14 protein-coding genes are annotated in these 15,352 nt (G+C 53.9%); 9 read left to right on the top strand and 5 right to left on the bottom strand.

Features of this window, described 5'->3' with window-relative positions:
- Window positions 1–49: 49 nt before the first annotated feature.
- A complete protein-coding gene (locus ACOTWU_RS17250) occupies window positions 50–436 on the top strand; it encodes a winged helix-turn-helix transcriptional regulator (protein ID WP_023302966.1) in 387 nt (128 codons plus the stop codon).
- 93 nt (window positions 437–529) lie between these two features.
- Here the strand turns inward: ACOTWU_RS17250 and ACOTWU_RS17245 are convergent, their stop codons facing one another.
- Window positions 530–2,473, bottom strand: coding sequence for a bifunctional 2',3'-cyclic-nucleotide 2'-phosphodiesterase/3'-nucleotidase (locus ACOTWU_RS17245; RefSeq protein WP_126498739.1), 1,944 nt, complete (start codon window positions 2,471–2,473; stop codon window positions 530–532).
- Window positions 2,474–2,663: 190 nt separating this feature from the next.
- On the opposite strand from ACOTWU_RS17245, the gene cysQ reads away from it, so the two are divergent.
- Window positions 2,664–3,404, top strand: a complete 741-nt coding sequence (gene cysQ, locus ACOTWU_RS17240) for a 3'(2'),5'-bisphosphate nucleotidase CysQ (protein WP_040117122.1) — start codon at window positions 2,664–2,666, stop codon at window positions 3,402–3,404.
- Here the strand turns inward: cysQ and ACOTWU_RS17235 are convergent.
- Window positions 3,398–3,955 carry a YtfJ family protein gene (locus ACOTWU_RS17235; RefSeq protein WP_040117123.1) on the bottom strand — a complete coding sequence of 186 codons (558 nt, stop codon included), beginning with the start codon at window positions 3,953–3,955 and terminating at the stop codon, window positions 3,398–3,400. The genes cysQ and ACOTWU_RS17235 overlap by 7 nt on opposite strands.
- A 324-nt stretch (window positions 3,956–4,279) precedes the next feature.
- Between ACOTWU_RS17235 and ACOTWU_RS17230 the strand changes: the two genes are divergently transcribed.
- The 4 genes from ACOTWU_RS17230 to ACOTWU_RS17215 all read left to right on the top strand — a co-directional run bounded on the left by ACOTWU_RS17230 (window position 4,280) and on the right by ACOTWU_RS17215 (window position 6,040).
- Complete coding sequence (locus ACOTWU_RS17230; protein WP_000689228.1) at window positions 4,280–4,486, top strand: DUF1107 domain-containing protein; 207 nt, start codon at window positions 4,280–4,282, stop codon at window positions 4,484–4,486.
- 268 nt (window positions 4,487–4,754) lie between these two features.
- The gene (locus ACOTWU_RS17225; RefSeq protein ID WP_045336154.1) at window positions 4,755–5,285 is read left to right on the top strand and encodes an Hcp family type VI secretion system effector; all 531 of its coding nucleotides are present in this window, start codon (window positions 4,755–4,757) and stop codon (window positions 5,283–5,285) included.
- 43 nt (window positions 5,286–5,328) lie between these two features.
- Window positions 5,329–5,658 (top strand): polymorphic toxin type 44 domain-containing protein, encoded by a 330-nt coding sequence (locus tag ACOTWU_RS17220; protein WP_232964270.1) that lies wholly within the window; start codon window positions 5,329–5,331, stop codon window positions 5,656–5,658.
- Window positions 5,636–6,040 (top strand): hypothetical protein, encoded by a 405-nt coding sequence (locus ACOTWU_RS17215; RefSeq protein WP_126498737.1) that lies wholly within the window; start codon window positions 5,636–5,638, stop codon window positions 6,038–6,040. The genes ACOTWU_RS17220 and ACOTWU_RS17215 overlap by 23 nt, the downstream gene beginning before the upstream one ends.
- 59 nt (window positions 6,041–6,099) lie before the next feature.
- Here the strand turns inward: ACOTWU_RS17215 and ACOTWU_RS17210 are convergent, their stop codons facing one another.
- Both ACOTWU_RS17210 and msrA read right to left on the bottom strand, forming a co-directional pair.
- Window positions 6,100–7,443 (bottom strand): hemolysin family protein, encoded by a 1,344-nt coding sequence (locus ACOTWU_RS17210; RefSeq protein WP_040117125.1) that lies wholly within the window; start codon window positions 7,441–7,443, stop codon window positions 6,100–6,102.
- 211 nt (window positions 7,444–7,654) lie between these two features.
- Window positions 7,655–8,296 (bottom strand): peptide-methionine (S)-S-oxide reductase MsrA, encoded by a 642-nt coding sequence (gene msrA, locus ACOTWU_RS17205; protein ID WP_003856057.1) that lies wholly within the window; start codon window positions 8,294–8,296, stop codon window positions 7,655–7,657.
- Between the two features lie 224 nt (window positions 8,297–8,520).
- On the opposite strand from msrA, the gene tamA reads away from it, so the two are divergent.
- From tamA to ACOTWU_RS17190, 3 genes are read left to right on the top strand one after another with little or no spacing between them, the layout of a single operon-like run.
- Window positions 8,521–10,254, top strand: a complete 1,734-nt coding sequence (tamA, locus tag ACOTWU_RS17200; RefSeq protein WP_017694656.1) for an autotransporter assembly complex protein TamA — start codon at window positions 8,521–8,523, stop codon at window positions 10,252–10,254.
- The gene (tamB, locus tag ACOTWU_RS17195; RefSeq protein WP_040117126.1) at window positions 10,251–14,027 is read left to right on the top strand and encodes an autotransporter assembly complex protein TamB; all 3,777 of its coding nucleotides are present in this window, start codon (window positions 10,251–10,253) and stop codon (window positions 14,025–14,027) included. Before tamA ends, tamB begins: the two co-directional genes overlap by 4 nt.
- 2 nt (window positions 14,028–14,029) lie before the next feature.
- Window positions 14,030–14,374, top strand: coding sequence for a gamma-glutamylcyclotransferase family protein (locus tag ACOTWU_RS17190; RefSeq protein ID WP_017383925.1), 345 nt, complete (start codon window positions 14,030–14,032; stop codon window positions 14,372–14,374).
- Between the two features lie 157 nt (window positions 14,375–14,531).
- Here ACOTWU_RS17190 and ppa read toward each other — a convergent pair whose 3' ends face one another.
- Window positions 14,532–15,062 (bottom strand): inorganic diphosphatase, encoded by a 531-nt coding sequence (gene ppa / locus ACOTWU_RS17185; protein ID WP_006810347.1) that lies wholly within the window; start codon window positions 15,060–15,062, stop codon window positions 14,532–14,534.
- Between the last annotated feature and the right edge of the window lie 290 nt (window positions 15,063–15,352).

Genomic DNA, 15,352 nt, shown 5'->3' with positions numbered 1-15,352 from the left:
ACACTATCACCATAACTAACTTTTAGTAAGTACGTACAAAAAGGTAAGTATGAAAACAACAATACCAACGCTCAGCGAGCAAATGCGCGATGGCAACCTCTTTGCGGAACAGTGCCCGTCACGGGAGGTGCTCAAACACGTAACCAGCCGCTGGGGCGTGCTGATCCTGGTGGCGTTACGTCAGGGGACGCATCGCTTCAGCGATCTGCGCCGCAAGATGGGCGGCGTCAGCGAGAAGATGCTGGCTCAGTCTTTACAGGCGCTGGAGCATGACGGGTTTGTCGATCGCGTGTCGTATCCGGTCGTGCCGCCGCATGTGGAGTATAGCCTGACGCCGATGGGGCAGGAGGTAAGCGAGAAGGTGGCCGCGCTGGCCGACTGGATTGAGGTCAATACGCCGCAGGTGATGGCGAATAGGGACGAGCGTGCGGCGTGAAATGCCGGGTGGCGCTTGCGCTTACCCGGCCTACGGGATCGAGGATTGCGGGTAGGCCGGGTAAGGCGAAGCCGCCACCCGGCACAATCATCGCTACCTGCTCAAATCCACCTGATAAATCGCGAACCCAATATCATCCGTCGCGACCTTTTGCATCGGATACTGCGCCTTATCCTTGATAAACGCGGCTGCTTTATCGGACGGAGATGTCTCAAAGCGAATATCCAGCTTAGTGTCGCTGTGGATCGGCGCAAGTCGCCAGTTGTTATCCACCGCCGGATGAATTTCACCCGTCTTTTTCGACTCCGCGCTGATCCACGCCGCCAGCACCGAACGGTTCTCATCCGGCGAGGCAAAGGCGATGTGGCTGTCACCCGTACCGGCAAACTTACCGCCATAGGCGCGGTAGTTGTTAGTCACCACCAGGAAAGTGGCATTCGGATCAATCGCTTTGCCGTTGAAGGTCAGGTTTTTGATGCGTTCTGCCTGCGGATTAATGGCCTGACATTCGCCGTCATATTTCGCGGGCTGGGTAACGTCAATCTGATATTCCACGCCGTCGATCACGTCGAAGTTGTAGGTGCGGAAACCGTCCCAGTTAATCAGCGACTGCGGTTTGCTGCTGTGCGGATCGATCTGGTTGAACTGCCCGGCAGAGCACTCCAGCCACTCCTTCACCTCTTTCCCGGTGGCTTTCACCACCACGAGGGTGTTGGGATAGAGGTAGAGATCGGCGGCATTACGGAAGGTCAGCTGGCCTTTCTCCACCTCAACGTAGCTGGCCGGATCGTTCTTCCGCCCGCCCACTTTGAATGGCGCCGCGGCAGACAGTACCGGCAGATTTGCCAGATCCGGATCGCCCTGAATATAGTGCTCCGCATAGGCTTTCTGCGCCATGTTGACGACCTGCACGGTCGGGTCATCCTGTACCAGCGCGAGGAAGCTGTACATGTTATCAGCGGATTTACCGAGCGGCTTGCTGACAAATTCACGCGTCGCGTCGTGGTCATGCTTCAGGACGTCGACCAGCTTTTTATCTTCCCCTGCCAGAGATTTTTTGGCCGCTGCGTCGTAGATCGGACGCGCTTCCGCTTTCGACTGCGTGACTTTCCAGCTTCCGCTGTCGTTATTCAGCACCAGATCCACCACGCCAAGGTGGTCGCCCCACATGCCCGGCATCACCGATGGCACACCGTTGAGCGTCCCTTTTTCGATGTCCGCGCCTTTGATATCAGCGAAATCTTTGCCCGGGAAGACGGCGTGGGCGTGACCAAACAGGATCGCATCCACGCCCGGCACCTGGCTGAGATAGTACACGGAGTTCTCAGCCATCACCTGATACGGGTCGGCCGAGAGGCCAGAGTGCGCCACGACGACGACCACATCCGCCCCTTTCGCCCGCATCTCCGGCACGTATTTGCGCGCGGTTTCGGTAATGTCGTTGACGGTCACTTTCCCGTCGAGGTTGGCTTTATCCCACGTCATGATCTGCGGCGGCACAAAACCGATATAGCCGATTTTCAGCGTCTGTTTTTTACCGTCCTGGTCGACAACCTCGGTCTCTTTAATCAGATAAGGGGTGAAGAGCGGCTTCTTCGTCTTAACGTCGATGATATTGGCGTTAACGTACGGGAATTTTGCACCTGCCAGCGCGTCGTGCAGGTATTTCAGGCCGTAGTTAAATTCGTGGTTGCCCAGGTTGCCGACGGTATAGTCCAGCGTATTCATTGCCTTATAAACAGGATGGATCTCGCCTTTTTTCAGCCCCTTCGCCGCCATGTAGTCTCCGAGCGGGCTGCCCTGAATTAAGTCCCCGTTATCGACCAGCACGCTGTTTTTCACTTCACCGCGGGCGGCGTTGATCAAACTTGCCGTGCGCACCAGTCCGAATTTTTCCGTAGGGGTATCTTTGTAGTAATCGAAGTCCATCATATTGCTGTGCAGATCGGTGGTTTCCAGAATACGGAGATCCACCGTCGCTGCCTGAACGCTTGCCGCAATCAGCGTTGCCAGGAGCGTTGCGCTAAACTTAATCATCTGAGGAGTCCTTTTTTCGATCCAAGCCACAAAGGAATATGTATGTAGTATTTGTTGCTTACAGAAGTGTGAATGCTGCCAGAAAAAAGGGCGCTGAAACCAGAATTGCTTCACAGATAGCGGAATTGTTCACATTACGATATAACTAAAACAATAAGTTATGCCCACTGCGTTAACGAAGAGGTGGAGAATGTTAGATAAAATTTGTCAGCTCGCACGGGATGCGGGTGATGCCATTATGCAGGTGTACGACGGTGCGAAACCGATGGATGTTGCCAGCAAAGCGGACGACTCCCCGGTGACGGCGGCGGATATCGCGGCGCATGCGGTGATCCTGAAAGGGTTGCAGGCCCTGACGCCGGATATTCCGGTCCTTTCTGAAGAAGCCCCCCAGAGCTGGGATGAACGTCAGCACTGGCAGCGTTACTGGCTTGTCGACCCGCTGGACGGCACGAAAGAGTTTATCAAGCGTAACGGTGAATTCACCGTTAACATCGCCCTGATTGAAAAAGGGAAAGCGGTGCTGGGCGTGGTTTATGCCCCGGTGATGAAGGTGATGTACAGCGCGGCGGAAGGTAAAGCCTGGAAGGAAGAGTGCGGCGTGCGTAAGCAGATCCAGGTGCGTGATGCCCGTCCTCCGCTGGTGGTGATCAGCCGCTCGCACAGTGACAGCGAGCTGGAGGAGTATCTGCAACAGTTGGGGGAACACCAGACGACGTCGATTGGCTCGTCGCTGAAGTTCTGTCTGGTGGCGGAAGGGCAGGCGCAGCTGTACCCCCGTTTCGGGCCGACGAACGTCTGGGATACGGCGGCAGGGCATGCGGTGGCGGCGGCGGCTGGCGCGCATGTGCATGACTGGCAGGGTAAGCCACTGGACTACACCCCGCGCGAGTCATTCCTGAATCCGGGCTTCCGGGTATCACTTTACTGAGTCAGTAGCTTATGCAGCAGGGCAACCACCTGCTGCACCTCATCCTGCGTCAGCGCGCCGTCTTTAACCCACTGTACGCGACCGTTTTTGTCCAGCACGACAATCGCTGAACTCTCTTCTTCCAGCTGCCACGCCTTACGCGTCACGCCGTTGCTGTCGACAATAAACTGCGACCAGGGATAGAGCTTCTTATTGCTCTCAAGGCTTGAGCGCACAAACATCCCGGAGCCGGGAATCGCGTCGTCGGTGTTCACGATGGTGGTGGTCTGGTAGCGATCGTGCGGGAGTTTTGCGGCTTTGATCGCTTCCACGAGGGTGGCATTTTTCTCTTTAGCGGATGTACGTCCGGCAATATGTTGTACAACTCTCACTTTGCCCGCAAGCTGCGCGCTATTCCAGGTTTTATAGCTAAACTTATCATTGTCGAGAATCAATTCTCCCCGGTCAGCAATCCCGACCGGCGGGACACGTTGTCTTTTTTCAATGTTGTGTGCGGAAGCCATCAGCGGCAGCAACAGGCAAGCTGCTGCCAGGAGGTTACGTAGGGTCATGGTGTTTCCTTATTGTTAGCAGGTGATCCGACCACTTGGTCATGCGCTTTTAATCATAAGTGCGATCAATAGGCTTTTCCCGCAATCCCGATGCCAGTTTGCGGGCGAACGCACATATCCATGCAAAAACGACGGCATATACTGCGCTGTATCACGCTTTGCAAAGATTATTCTGAATAATTGTAATCAAACGGTAAATAAACTTATGCACACTGGGTAAGTACGAGGTTCTGGTCTATAGTCATTGGGCATCAAAATTTGCGCTCAGGACAGTCGGGCCGATTGTGGCACCGCAAGAGCGTATGATTCGCAGGAGATACAAGAATGAAAATTTTCCAACGCTACAACCCGCTTCAGGTGGCGAAGTACGTGAAGATCCTGTTCCGTGGACGGTTGTACATCAAGGATGTTGGCGCTTTTGAGTTCGATAAGGGCAAAATCCTTATCCCAAAAGTGAAGGACAAACTGCACTTGTCTGTGATGTCCGAAGTCAACCGTCAGGTTATGCGTCTGCAAACTGAGATGGCTTAACCAACGTGCTATGCAGTAGTAGTTAAAAAGACGGCTCCCGATGGGAGCCGTTGATGTTTGTAGCCGTAGTTTCAAATATATTCATTTACTGGATATTTCACGTAATCATTCTGTGATGCGGATAGATTTCACACTTTTATTAAGTGAATCTAAATTTACTTTTTAGTGTGTAACTGTTGATACAGGACAATAAAGGATTAACTGTATATTGGTCTTTTCTCGTTACGCAGGAACAATGGTTATCTCACTTTGAAAAAGGAGTTTAATGATGGCTATTCCTGCTTATTTATGGCTGAAGGATGATGGTGGTGCGTTAATTAAGGGGGCTGTAGATGTTAAAGGAAGAGAGTCGAGTATAGAGGTTAATGGTTTTTCACATAACGTATCAATTCCTACTGATCCATTGACAGGAAAAATTACAGGAACAAGGAAACATTCAAGCATCATTTTTTTGAAAGAGTTTGATTCCTCGTCTCCCTATCTATTTAAGGCCGTTTGTACAGGCCAAAAATTAATAAGCGCAGAGTTTAAATGGTATCGTATTAATGATGCCGGGCAAGAAGTTGAATATAACAATATGCTTTTGGAGAACGTTACTATTGTTGGGGTTTCACCAATAATGCATGATACTAAAGATGTATTAAAGGAGAAGCATAACCATCTTGAATGTGTAGAAGTACGTTATGAAAAAATCACTTGGAAACATTGTGACGGAAACCTGCTTTTTTCAGATAGCTGGAATGAAAGGGTAAACAATGAGATATCCGGTAAGTGCAGTGAATCCTCATCTTCCCTATGATATATCTTCCTTCTCCCCCGTAGGAGTATCAGTTGTAAGCAACATGATGATAGCTCGTTTTCACCGTGGTCCATCAGCGTTAACATATCTTTGGTTTTACAAGCAGGTTCGAGGGCATGGCCCCTGGGATTATAAAAATCAATTAGGCAGGCAATACGAAAATTTCGGCAACTTTCATTATGGAGCGGTGGGTATTGCTGCTGGTATAAAACCTGAGATATTGCTACGAGGTGCAGGTATCGCTCAAATTCTGGCGGGAACGAGTTCTCCTGATTTTGAGAACTATCAAGGACCAGATCCTCATGGCGATGATCCTACAGATCAAACATGGATTAGAGCGGGGATAGACTATGCTCAGCGTGCTGGTTTCTAGGAAGAAAATATATATATTACTCACAATCCTGATCTCTTCCTATGGCATATGGCGTGCTGTTGATGAGTTTCTCTATATCGAGCAAGACATTATTCTTAAAGAAAATATCGGGAAGGTTTCTGTACTGTATATTACAGAAAGCAATGCGGGAGCTACGACTTCGAATGTATACAAATATTATCTGGCGTCGTCAAAAAAATCGGAAGAAGCTTTTTTAGGCGATGTCAGGAACGGGTATGCTCCATTTCTGATAACTACGGATCCTGAAGCAAAAGTAGAGAGTAAAGAAAACGCTTTATATATCACAGTCAGTGGAAAAATTTATCAATTTAGCAATATATCTTACGCGACGTTTATCTATTTGAATTCATCACCTTTTTAAAAGTTAGGGTGAATCTCGGAGGGTAAAAGAAAGGGCAGCTCACCGCTGCCCTTCATAAATTACGCCGACACCTTCACCTTCTCTTCGGCATCCGGCAGTTTCGGCACCAGCACGGTCGGTTTGCTATCAATACGCGTTACCAGCAGCTGGTCGATGCGGTAGTTATCAATATCCACCACTTCAAACTTGAAGCCGGAGAACTTCACCGAGTCGGTACGTTTCGGGATTTTACGCAGCATAAACATCATAAAGCCGCCGATGGTCTCGTAGTTGCCGGACTGCGGGAACTCGTCAATGTCGAGTACGCGCATGACGTCTTCAATCGGCGTACCGCCATCGATGAGCCATGAATTTTCGTCACGCTGAACAATCTGCTCTTCCAGCCCCTGGCCGACCAGGTCGCCCATCAGGGTCGTCATAACGTCGTTTAGGGTGATAATGCCCACCACCAGCGCGTATTCGTTCATGATCACCGCGAAGTCTTCCCCGGCGGTTTTGAAACTTTCCAGCGCTTCGGAGAGCGTCAGGGTGTCCGGCACTATCAGGGTGTTGCGGATCTGCACGCCGCTGTTCAGCGCCAGGCTCTGGTTTGCCAGCACGCGGTTCAGCAGGTCTTTGGAGTCCACATAGCCGATGATATGGTCGATATCTTCGTTACAGACCAGGAACTTGGAGTGCGGGTGCTGCGCCACTTTGGTCTTCAGGCTCTGCTCGTCTTCATGCAGATCGAACCAGATGATGTTTTCACGGCCGGTCATGGAGGACGGCACGGTACGGGATTCCAGTTCGAAAACGTTCTCAATCAGCTCGTGCTCCTGCTTACGCAGCACGCCTGCCAGCGCCCCGGCTTCCACCACCGCATAAATATCGTCGGAGGTGATGTCGTCTTTACGCACCATCGGCAGCTTGAAGATGCGGAAAATGACGTTCGCCAGGCCGTTAAAGAACCACACCAGCGGACGGAAGACATACAGGCAGAAGCGCATCGGGTTGATGATACGCAAAGCCACAGCTTCTGGCGCAATCATACCGATGCGTTTCGGGGTCAGGTCCGCGAATAAAATGAACAAGCCGGTGACCAGGGAGAAGGAGAGGATGAAGCTCAACTGCTCGGCCAGCTCTACGGACATGTACTTAACAAAGAGGCTATAAAACGCCGGAGAAAACGCTGCATCGCCCACGATACCGCCAAGGATGGCGACCGCGTTCAGGCCAATCTGCACCACGGTAAAGAACATGCCGGGGTTTTCCTGCATTTTCAGAATGCGTGATGCGTTGATGTTGCCCTCGTCGGCAAGCAGCTTCAGTTTGATTTTACGGGAGGCAGCCAGCGAGATCTCCGATATCGAGAAAAATGCACTGACGGCAATAAGACAAAGTATTACTAAAATACTGTTTAACATAGTTTATCCGGCTTCTCGCCAGATCCTCAGAAGGGGAGTTGATACCATTCGTGTGAAGACACATTGAACTCAGCTCGTAGCGTTGAGCCGATTATTTCAGCGGTAGTATAGCGTAAAGACGTGTAAACCTGCCAGAGGTCACGTTTTCGGCAAAAAGTGGCCGGAGGGAGAGGCTGCGCGCCACGCGGTTCGCGTGGCGCTGATGCCATAATCAGTCCTGCTGGGGAGGCAGGCAAACGCCAATGCCGCCGATACCGCAGTAGCCGTACGGATTTTTATGCAGGTACTGCTGGTGGTCGTCTTCGGCATAGTAGAACGGTTTCGCGGTAGCGATTTCCGTCGTGACCTGACGTTTATCACCGGCCGCCTGCATCGCTTCCTGGAAACGCGTCAGGCTGGCGTGGGCGGCGGCCTCCTGCTCTGGGGTGAGCGGGTAGATGGCCGAACGGTATTGGGTGCCGTGATCGTTACCCTGACGCATGCCCTGCGCCGGGTCATGGTTTTCCCAGAACACCTGGAGCAGCTGTTCATAGCTAATGACGCTCGGGTCATACACCACACGCACCGCTTCAGCATGACCGGTTTCACCGGAACAGACTTCGCGGTAGGTTGGGTTAGGCGTATATCCTCCGGTGTAGCCCGCAGCGGTGCTGTACACGCCCGGCAGTTGCCAGAACAGGCGTTCTACGCCCCAGAAGCAACCCATGGCAAACAGGGCGATCTCCATTCCATCAGGAACGTTTGTCATTGAATGGTTGTTTACGGCGTGTAATGTTGCCACTGGCATAGGGGTGTTGCGTCCCGGTAACGCATCGGCTTGTGATACCAGATGCTTTTTATCGAATAAACTCACGGTGGGGCCTCCCGGGTAGCGTTGTTTCGGTTAAGGTTGTCACGAAGCGTTTAATTGAACACAATAAATGCGATGAATGAGTCTAGATTTAATCATAAGAAATATTTGGGTGTTACACCCTTTTTCAACCCGTAATTTGGGTTTTTGGCTTTCAGGCCGTATTTTGCCGCGGAGCGGCACTGCATTTGCTTCCAGGGTGGAAACAGGGATATTCAGGAGAAAACGTGACAAAGATCCGCCAGTTATGTTTAGTCAGTTTAATGCTGACCAGCGGGATTGCCAGCGCGGCGAATGTCCGTTTGCAGGTTGAGGGGTTATCCGGGGCGCTGGAAAAAAACGTGCGTGCGCAGCTTTCTACCATCCAGAGCGATGAGGTCACGCCGGATCGGCGTTTTCGCGCGCGCGTGGATGACGCCATCCGCGAAGGCTTAAAGGCGTTGGGGTACTACGAACCCACCATCGATTTCGATTTACGCCCGCCGCCGGCGAAAGGACGCCAGGTGTTGATTGCCCGCGTCTCGCCGGGCGAACCCGTCCTGATTGGCGGCACGAACGTGGTGTTGCGCGGCGGTGCGCGCACCGATCGGGACTACCTGGATCTGCTCAGCACCCGTCCGAAAGTGGGCACCGTGCTCAATCACGGGGATTACGATCGTTTTAAAAAATCCTTAACCAGCGTTTCGCTGCGCAAAGGCTACTTCGACAGCCGGTTCAACAAAAGCCAGCTGGGCGTTGCGCTTGAGCGACGTCAGGCATTCTGGGATATCGATTACGACAGCGGCGAGCGCTACCGGTTTGGCGATGTGACCTTCGAAGGATCGCAAATCCGTGACGAGTATCTGCAAAATCTGGTGCCGTTTAAAAAGGGCGACTACTACCAGTCCAGCGATCTGGGCGAGCTGAACCGTCGTTTGTCCGCGACGGGCTGGTTTAACTCCGTGGTGGTAGCGCCGGAATTTGATAAATCCCGTAAAACGAAAGTGTTACCGCTGCATGGCGTGGTCTCTCCGCGCACCGAGAACACCATTGAGACCGGTGTTGGCTACTCCACGGACGTCGGCCCGCGCGTGAAAGCCTCATGGAAAAAACCGTGGATGAACTCCTACGGCCACAGCCTGACCACCAGCGTCAGCCTGTCTGCGCCTGAACAGCAGCTGGACTTCAGCTATAAAATGCCGCTGCTGAAAAATCCGCTTGAGCAATACTACCTCGTGCAGGGCGGCTTTAAGCGTACCGATTTGAACGATACCGAGCAGGACTCGACGACGCTTGCGGTATCACGCTTCTGGGATCTCTCCAGCGGCTGGCAGCGCGCCATTAACCTGCGCTGGAGCCTCGACCACTTTACCCAGGCAAACGTCACCAACACCACCATGCTGCTTTATCCGGGCGTGATGATCAGCCGTACCCGCTCGCGCGGTGGCCTGATGCCGACCTGGGGCGATTCTCAGCGCTACTCCATCGATTACTCCAACACCGCCTGGGGCTCCGACGTAGACTTCTCCGTCTTTCAGGCGCAAAACGTCTGGATCCGCACGCTGTACGACAAACACCGCTTTGTGATGCGCGGTAATCTCGGCTGGATCGAAACCGGTGATTTCGAACGCGTCCCGCCGGATCTGCGCTTCTTCGCCGGGGGCGACCGCAGCATTCGCGGGTATAAGTACAAATCGATCTCACCTGAAAACGACAAAGGCCAGTTGACCGGAGCGTCAAAACTGGCGACTGGCTCGCTGGAGTACCAGTACAACGTCAGCGGCAAGTGGTGGGGAGCGATGTTCGTTGACGGCGGTGAAGCGGTGAACGATATCCGCCGCAGCGATTTCAAAACCGGCGCGGGCGTAGGCGTGCGCTGGCAGTCACCGGTCGGGCCCATCAAGCTCGATTTCGCCGTTCCGGTGGGCGACAAAGACGAACACGGTTTACAGTTTTACATCGGTCTGGGGCCTGAATTATGAGTTTATGGAAGAAGATAAGCCTCGGGGTGCTGATTTTTATCGTATTACTGCTCGGTACGGTGGCGTTTCTGGTGGGCACCACCACGGGCCTGCATTTGCTGTTTAACGCCGCGAACCGCTGGGTGCCGGGGCTGGAAATCGGCCAGGTAACGGGCGGCTGGCGCGATCTGCGCCTGAAAAATATCCGTTATGAACAGCCCGGCGTGGCGGTGAACGCGGGCGAGTTTCATCTGGCGGTCAAGCTCGGCTGCCTGCGGGACAGCCAGCTGTGCGTAAACGATCTGTCGCTAAAAGACGTTAACGTGGCGATAGATTCCAAAAAAATGCCGAAGTCCGAGCCTGTCGAAGAAGAGGACAGCGGCCCGCTGAACCTCTCCACGCCGTACCCGATTGCGCTTTACCGGGTCGCACTGGATAACGTGAATATCAAAATCGACGACACGACGGTATCCGTGATGGATTTCACCTCCGGCCTGCGCTGGCAGGAGAAAAACCTCACCCTGACCCCAACCTCCCTGCAAGGGCTGCTGATTGCGCTGCCGAAGGTGGCCGACGTGGCGCAGGAAGAGATCGTCGAGCCGAAGATCCAGAACCCGCAGCCGGAAGAAAAACCGCTGGGCGAAACGCTGAAAGATCTCTTCTCGAAACCAGTTCTGCCGGAGATGACCGACGTGCATCTGCCGCTGAACCTCAATATCGAAGAGTTTAAGGGCGAGCAGTTGCGTCTGACCGGCGATACCGATCTGACGGTCTTCAACATGCTGCTTAAAGTCAGCAGTATCGACGGCAACATGAAGCTCGACGCGCTGGATATTGATACTAACCAGGGGTCGGTCAACGCCTCAGGCAATGCGCTGCTGCGCGACAACTGGCCGGTAGATATTACGCTGAACAGCGCCCTGAACATCGATCCGCTGAAAGGCGAAAAGGTGAAGGTGAAAGTCGGCGGCGCGCTGCGCGAGAAGCTGGAGTTCGGCGTGAACCTCTCCGGACCGGTGGATATGGTGCTGCGCGGGCAAACCCAGCTGGCAGAGGCCGGTTTACCGCTCAACCTTGAGGTGGTCAGCAAGCAGCTTTACTGGCCGTTCACCGGCGAAAAACAGTTCCAGGCTGACGATCTGAAGCTGAAGCTGAGTGGCAAAATGACCGACTACACGCTGTCGTTCCGCACGGCAGTGAAGGGGCAGGGGGTACCGCCCGCCGATATCACCCTGGATGCGAAGGGTAACGAGTTGCAGGTTAACCTCGACAAGCTGACCGTGGCGGCGCTGGAAGGAAAAACCGAGCTGACCGCGCTGCTCGACTGGCAGCAGGCGATCAGCTGGCGCGGCGAGCTGAAGCTGACCGGGATCAACACCGCTAAAGAGGTCCCGGACTGGCCGTCAAAACTGGATGGCCTGATCAAAACCCGCGGTAGCCTGTACGGTGGCACCTGGCAGATGGATGTGCCGGAACTCAAGCTCACCGGCAACGTGAAGCAGAACAAAGTCAACGTAGAGGGCTCGCTTAAGGGCAACAGCTATCTCCAGTGGGTGATCCCGGGCCTGCACGTGGCGCTGGGTCGCAACACGGCGGATATCAAAGGCGAGCTGGGCGTGAAAGACCTCAATCTGGATGCCACCATCGACGCGCCAAATCTCGATAACGCCCTGCCGGGTCTTGGCGGCACGGCGAAGGGGTTAGTGAAGGTTCGCGGTACGGTGGAGGCGCCGCAGCTGCTGGCGGACATCACCGCCAATAACCTGCGCTGGCAGGAACTTTCTATTGCCCGCGTACGTGTCGAGGGAGACGTGAAATCCACCGATCAGATCGGCGGAAACCTGAATCTGCGCGTGGAGCGTATCTCTCAGCCGGACGTGAACATCAGTCTGGTCACGCTGGCGGCAAAAGGTAACGAAAAGCAGCACGATCTCCAGCTACGCGTGCAGGGCGAGCCGGTCTCCGGGCAGCTGCACCTGACGGGCAGTTTTGACCGCCAGGCGACGCGCTGGAAAGGCGTGCTGGATAACACCCGCTTCAGCACGCCGGTCGGCCCGCTGGTGCTGTCGCGGTCTGTCGCGCTGGATTACCGCAACGCGGAGCAAAAGATCAGCATTGGGCCACACTGCTGGACCAACCCGAATGCTGAGCTGTGCGTGCCGCAGACCATTGATGCGGGCGCGGAAGGACGCGCGCAGATCAACCTCAACCGTTTCGACCTGGCGATGCTGAAACCGTTTATGCCGGAAACCACCCAGGCCAGCGGGGTCTTCAGCGGTAAAGCGGACGTCGCGTGGGACACCACCAAAGAGGGACTGCCGCAGGGCAGCGTTACCCTCTCCGGGCGTAACGTGAAGGTGACGCAGGAGGTCAATGACGCGCCGCTGCCGGTGGCGTTCGACACCCTGAATGTGAACGCTGACCTGCGTAACAATCGTGCGGAACTGGGATGGCTGATCCGCCTGACCAACAACGGTCAGTTTGACGGACAGGTGCAAATTACCGATCCGCAAGGGCGGCGCAATCTCGGCGGCAACGTCAATATTCGTAACTTCAACCTGGCGATGGTGAATCCGATCTTCTCGCGGGGAGAAAAGGCGGCGGGGATGCTCAGCGCCAACCTGCGTCTGGCGGGGGATGCGCAAAGCCCGCAGCTGTTTGGCCAGATGCGGTTAAACGGTGTGGACATTGACGGTAACTTTATGCCGTTCGATATGCAGCCAAGCCAGCTGGCGATGAACTTTAACGGCCAAAGCTCAACCCTCAGTGGCTCAGTGCTGACGCAGCAGGGACAAATCAACCTGAGCGGTGACGCAGACTGGAGCCAGCTCGACAACTGGCGCGCCCGTATTGCGGCCAAGGGCAGCAGGGTGCGTATCACGGTACCGCCGATGGTGCGCCTGGACGTGTCGCCAGACGTGGTCTTTGAGGCAACGCCGAGTCTCTTCACCCTGGACGGCCGTGTTGACGTACCGTGGGCGCGCATCGTGGTTCACGAGGTGCCGGAAAGCGCGGTTGGCGTCTCCAGTGACGAAGTTATGCTCAATGAAAATCTGAAACCTGTTGAACAGAAGAGCGCTGGCATACCGATCAATAGTAATCTTATCGTGCACGTGGGGAATAACGTGCGTTTGGACGCGTTTGGGCTGAAGGCGAGACTCACGGGTGACCTGAAAGTGGCGCAGGATCAACAGGGGCTTGGCCTCAATGGACAAATCAATATTCCTGAAGGGCGCTTCCATGCCTACGGGCAGGATTTGATTGTGCGTAAAGGCGAGCTGCTGTTCTCCGGTCCACCGGATCAGCCGGTACTCAATATCGAAGCGATCCGTAACCCGGAAGCCACCGAAGATGATGTGATTGCAGGCGTGCGCGTGACGGGCTCCGCCGATGAACCTAAGGCAGAGATCTTCTCTGACCCGGCCATGTCGCAACAGGAAGCGCTCTCTTACCTCCTTCGCGGCCAGGGTCTGGATAGCCAACAGGGCGATGGTGCGGCAATGACATCAATGTTAGTCGGTCTGGGGGTTGCACAAAGTGGTCAGGTTGTGGGTAAAATCGGCGAGACGTTTGGCGTAAGCAATCTGGCGCTGGACACTCAGGGCGTGGGTGACTCTTCGCAGGTAGTGGTCAGCGGCTATGTACTGCCGGGTCTACAGGTAAAATATGGCGTGGGGATCTTTGACTCACTGGCTACACTCACGTTACGTTATCGCCTGATGCCTAAGCTATATCTGGAAGCAGTGTCCGGCGTAGACCAGGCACTTGATCTGCTCTATCAGTTTGAGTTTTAGCAATGCGAATATTTGTTTACGGCAGTTTACGAACCAGGCAAGGCAACAGCCACTGGATGACCAACGCCCAGTTGCTGGGAAATTACACAATCGAAAACTACCAGTTGTACAGTCTGGGCCACTATCCAGGCGCGGTTCCGGGGAACGGAACGGTACAGGGTGAGGTTTATCGTATTGATAATGCCACGCTGGCCGAACTTGATGCCTTGCGCACCAGGGGCGGTGAATACGCTCGCCAGTTGATCCAGACGCCTTACGGCAGTGCATGGATGTACGTGTACCAACGTTCGGTCGACGGGTTAACGTTGATTGAAAGCGGTAACTGGTTAGACAGAGACCAGTTCTGAAAAACGACAATGCCACCGTAAGGTGGCGTTGTCGTTTTGCGCCGTAGGCCCGTGCAAGCGTAGCGCCGCCGGGCGATACTCCCCAATCGCACGGGTTACCTGGAGCGACAGGCACAAAAAAGCCCCGACGCGCGGGGCTTAGTCTCAGCAGTAAGAATTACTTCTTAGCAGCACGTTCGAAAGAGGCGATGATTTCTGCTTTCGCCGCTTCTGCGTTATCCCAGCCTTCAACTTTAACCCATTTGCCTTTTTCGAGATCTTTGTAGTGCTCGAAGAAGTGGGCGATCTGCGCTTTCAGCAGCTCTGGCAGGTCGTTCACATCTTTAATGTGATCGTACTCTTTGCTCAGCTTGGTGTGCGGTACGGCAACCAGTTTCGCATCTTCACCCGCTTCGTCAGTCATTTTCAGCACGCCAACAGGACGGCAGCGAATGACGGAACCTGGCTGCAATGGATATGGCGTTGGGACCAGTACGTCAACCGGGTCACCGTCCAGAGACAGAGTGTGGTTGATGTAGCCGTAGTTGCACGGATAGAACATGGCGGTAGACATGAAACGGTCAACGAACAGCGCACCGGTGTCTTTGTCGATTTCGTATTTGATTGGATCTGCGTTGGCCGGGATTTCGATCACAACGTAGATGTCTTCTGGCAGTTCTTTACCCGCAGGGACGTTGAGTAAGCTCATGTCGGTGTCCTTTAAAATGGATGGTAAACAAGTGGCAGGTATTATAGCCAACTGGCGCTGAAAGTCTCCGCCTGTTTTCGTCTTCTCTCCCTCGCGCCTTCACTTTTCAGACCGTTTCCATGACAGGATAATCCATAAACTCAGCCGCATTTTAAATGTTGAAATGAAAGCGATTACAAACTTGTGATTAACGTTTTATTCACTTTTCTGAAGTGTGATGTAACGCAATCCGTAACATATTCCATTAGCTATAGTTCATCCGCGGAACATCTTTTAACCAACAATAACCT

Origin of the sequence: Enterobacter cloacae complex sp. GYL001 (assembly GCF_049237125.1) — a bacterium.
Lineage (GTDB): Bacteria > Pseudomonadota > Gammaproteobacteria > Enterobacterales > Enterobacteriaceae > Enterobacter > Enterobacter hormaechei_C.
This window is presented reverse-complemented; position numbering and strand designations above follow the sequence as displayed.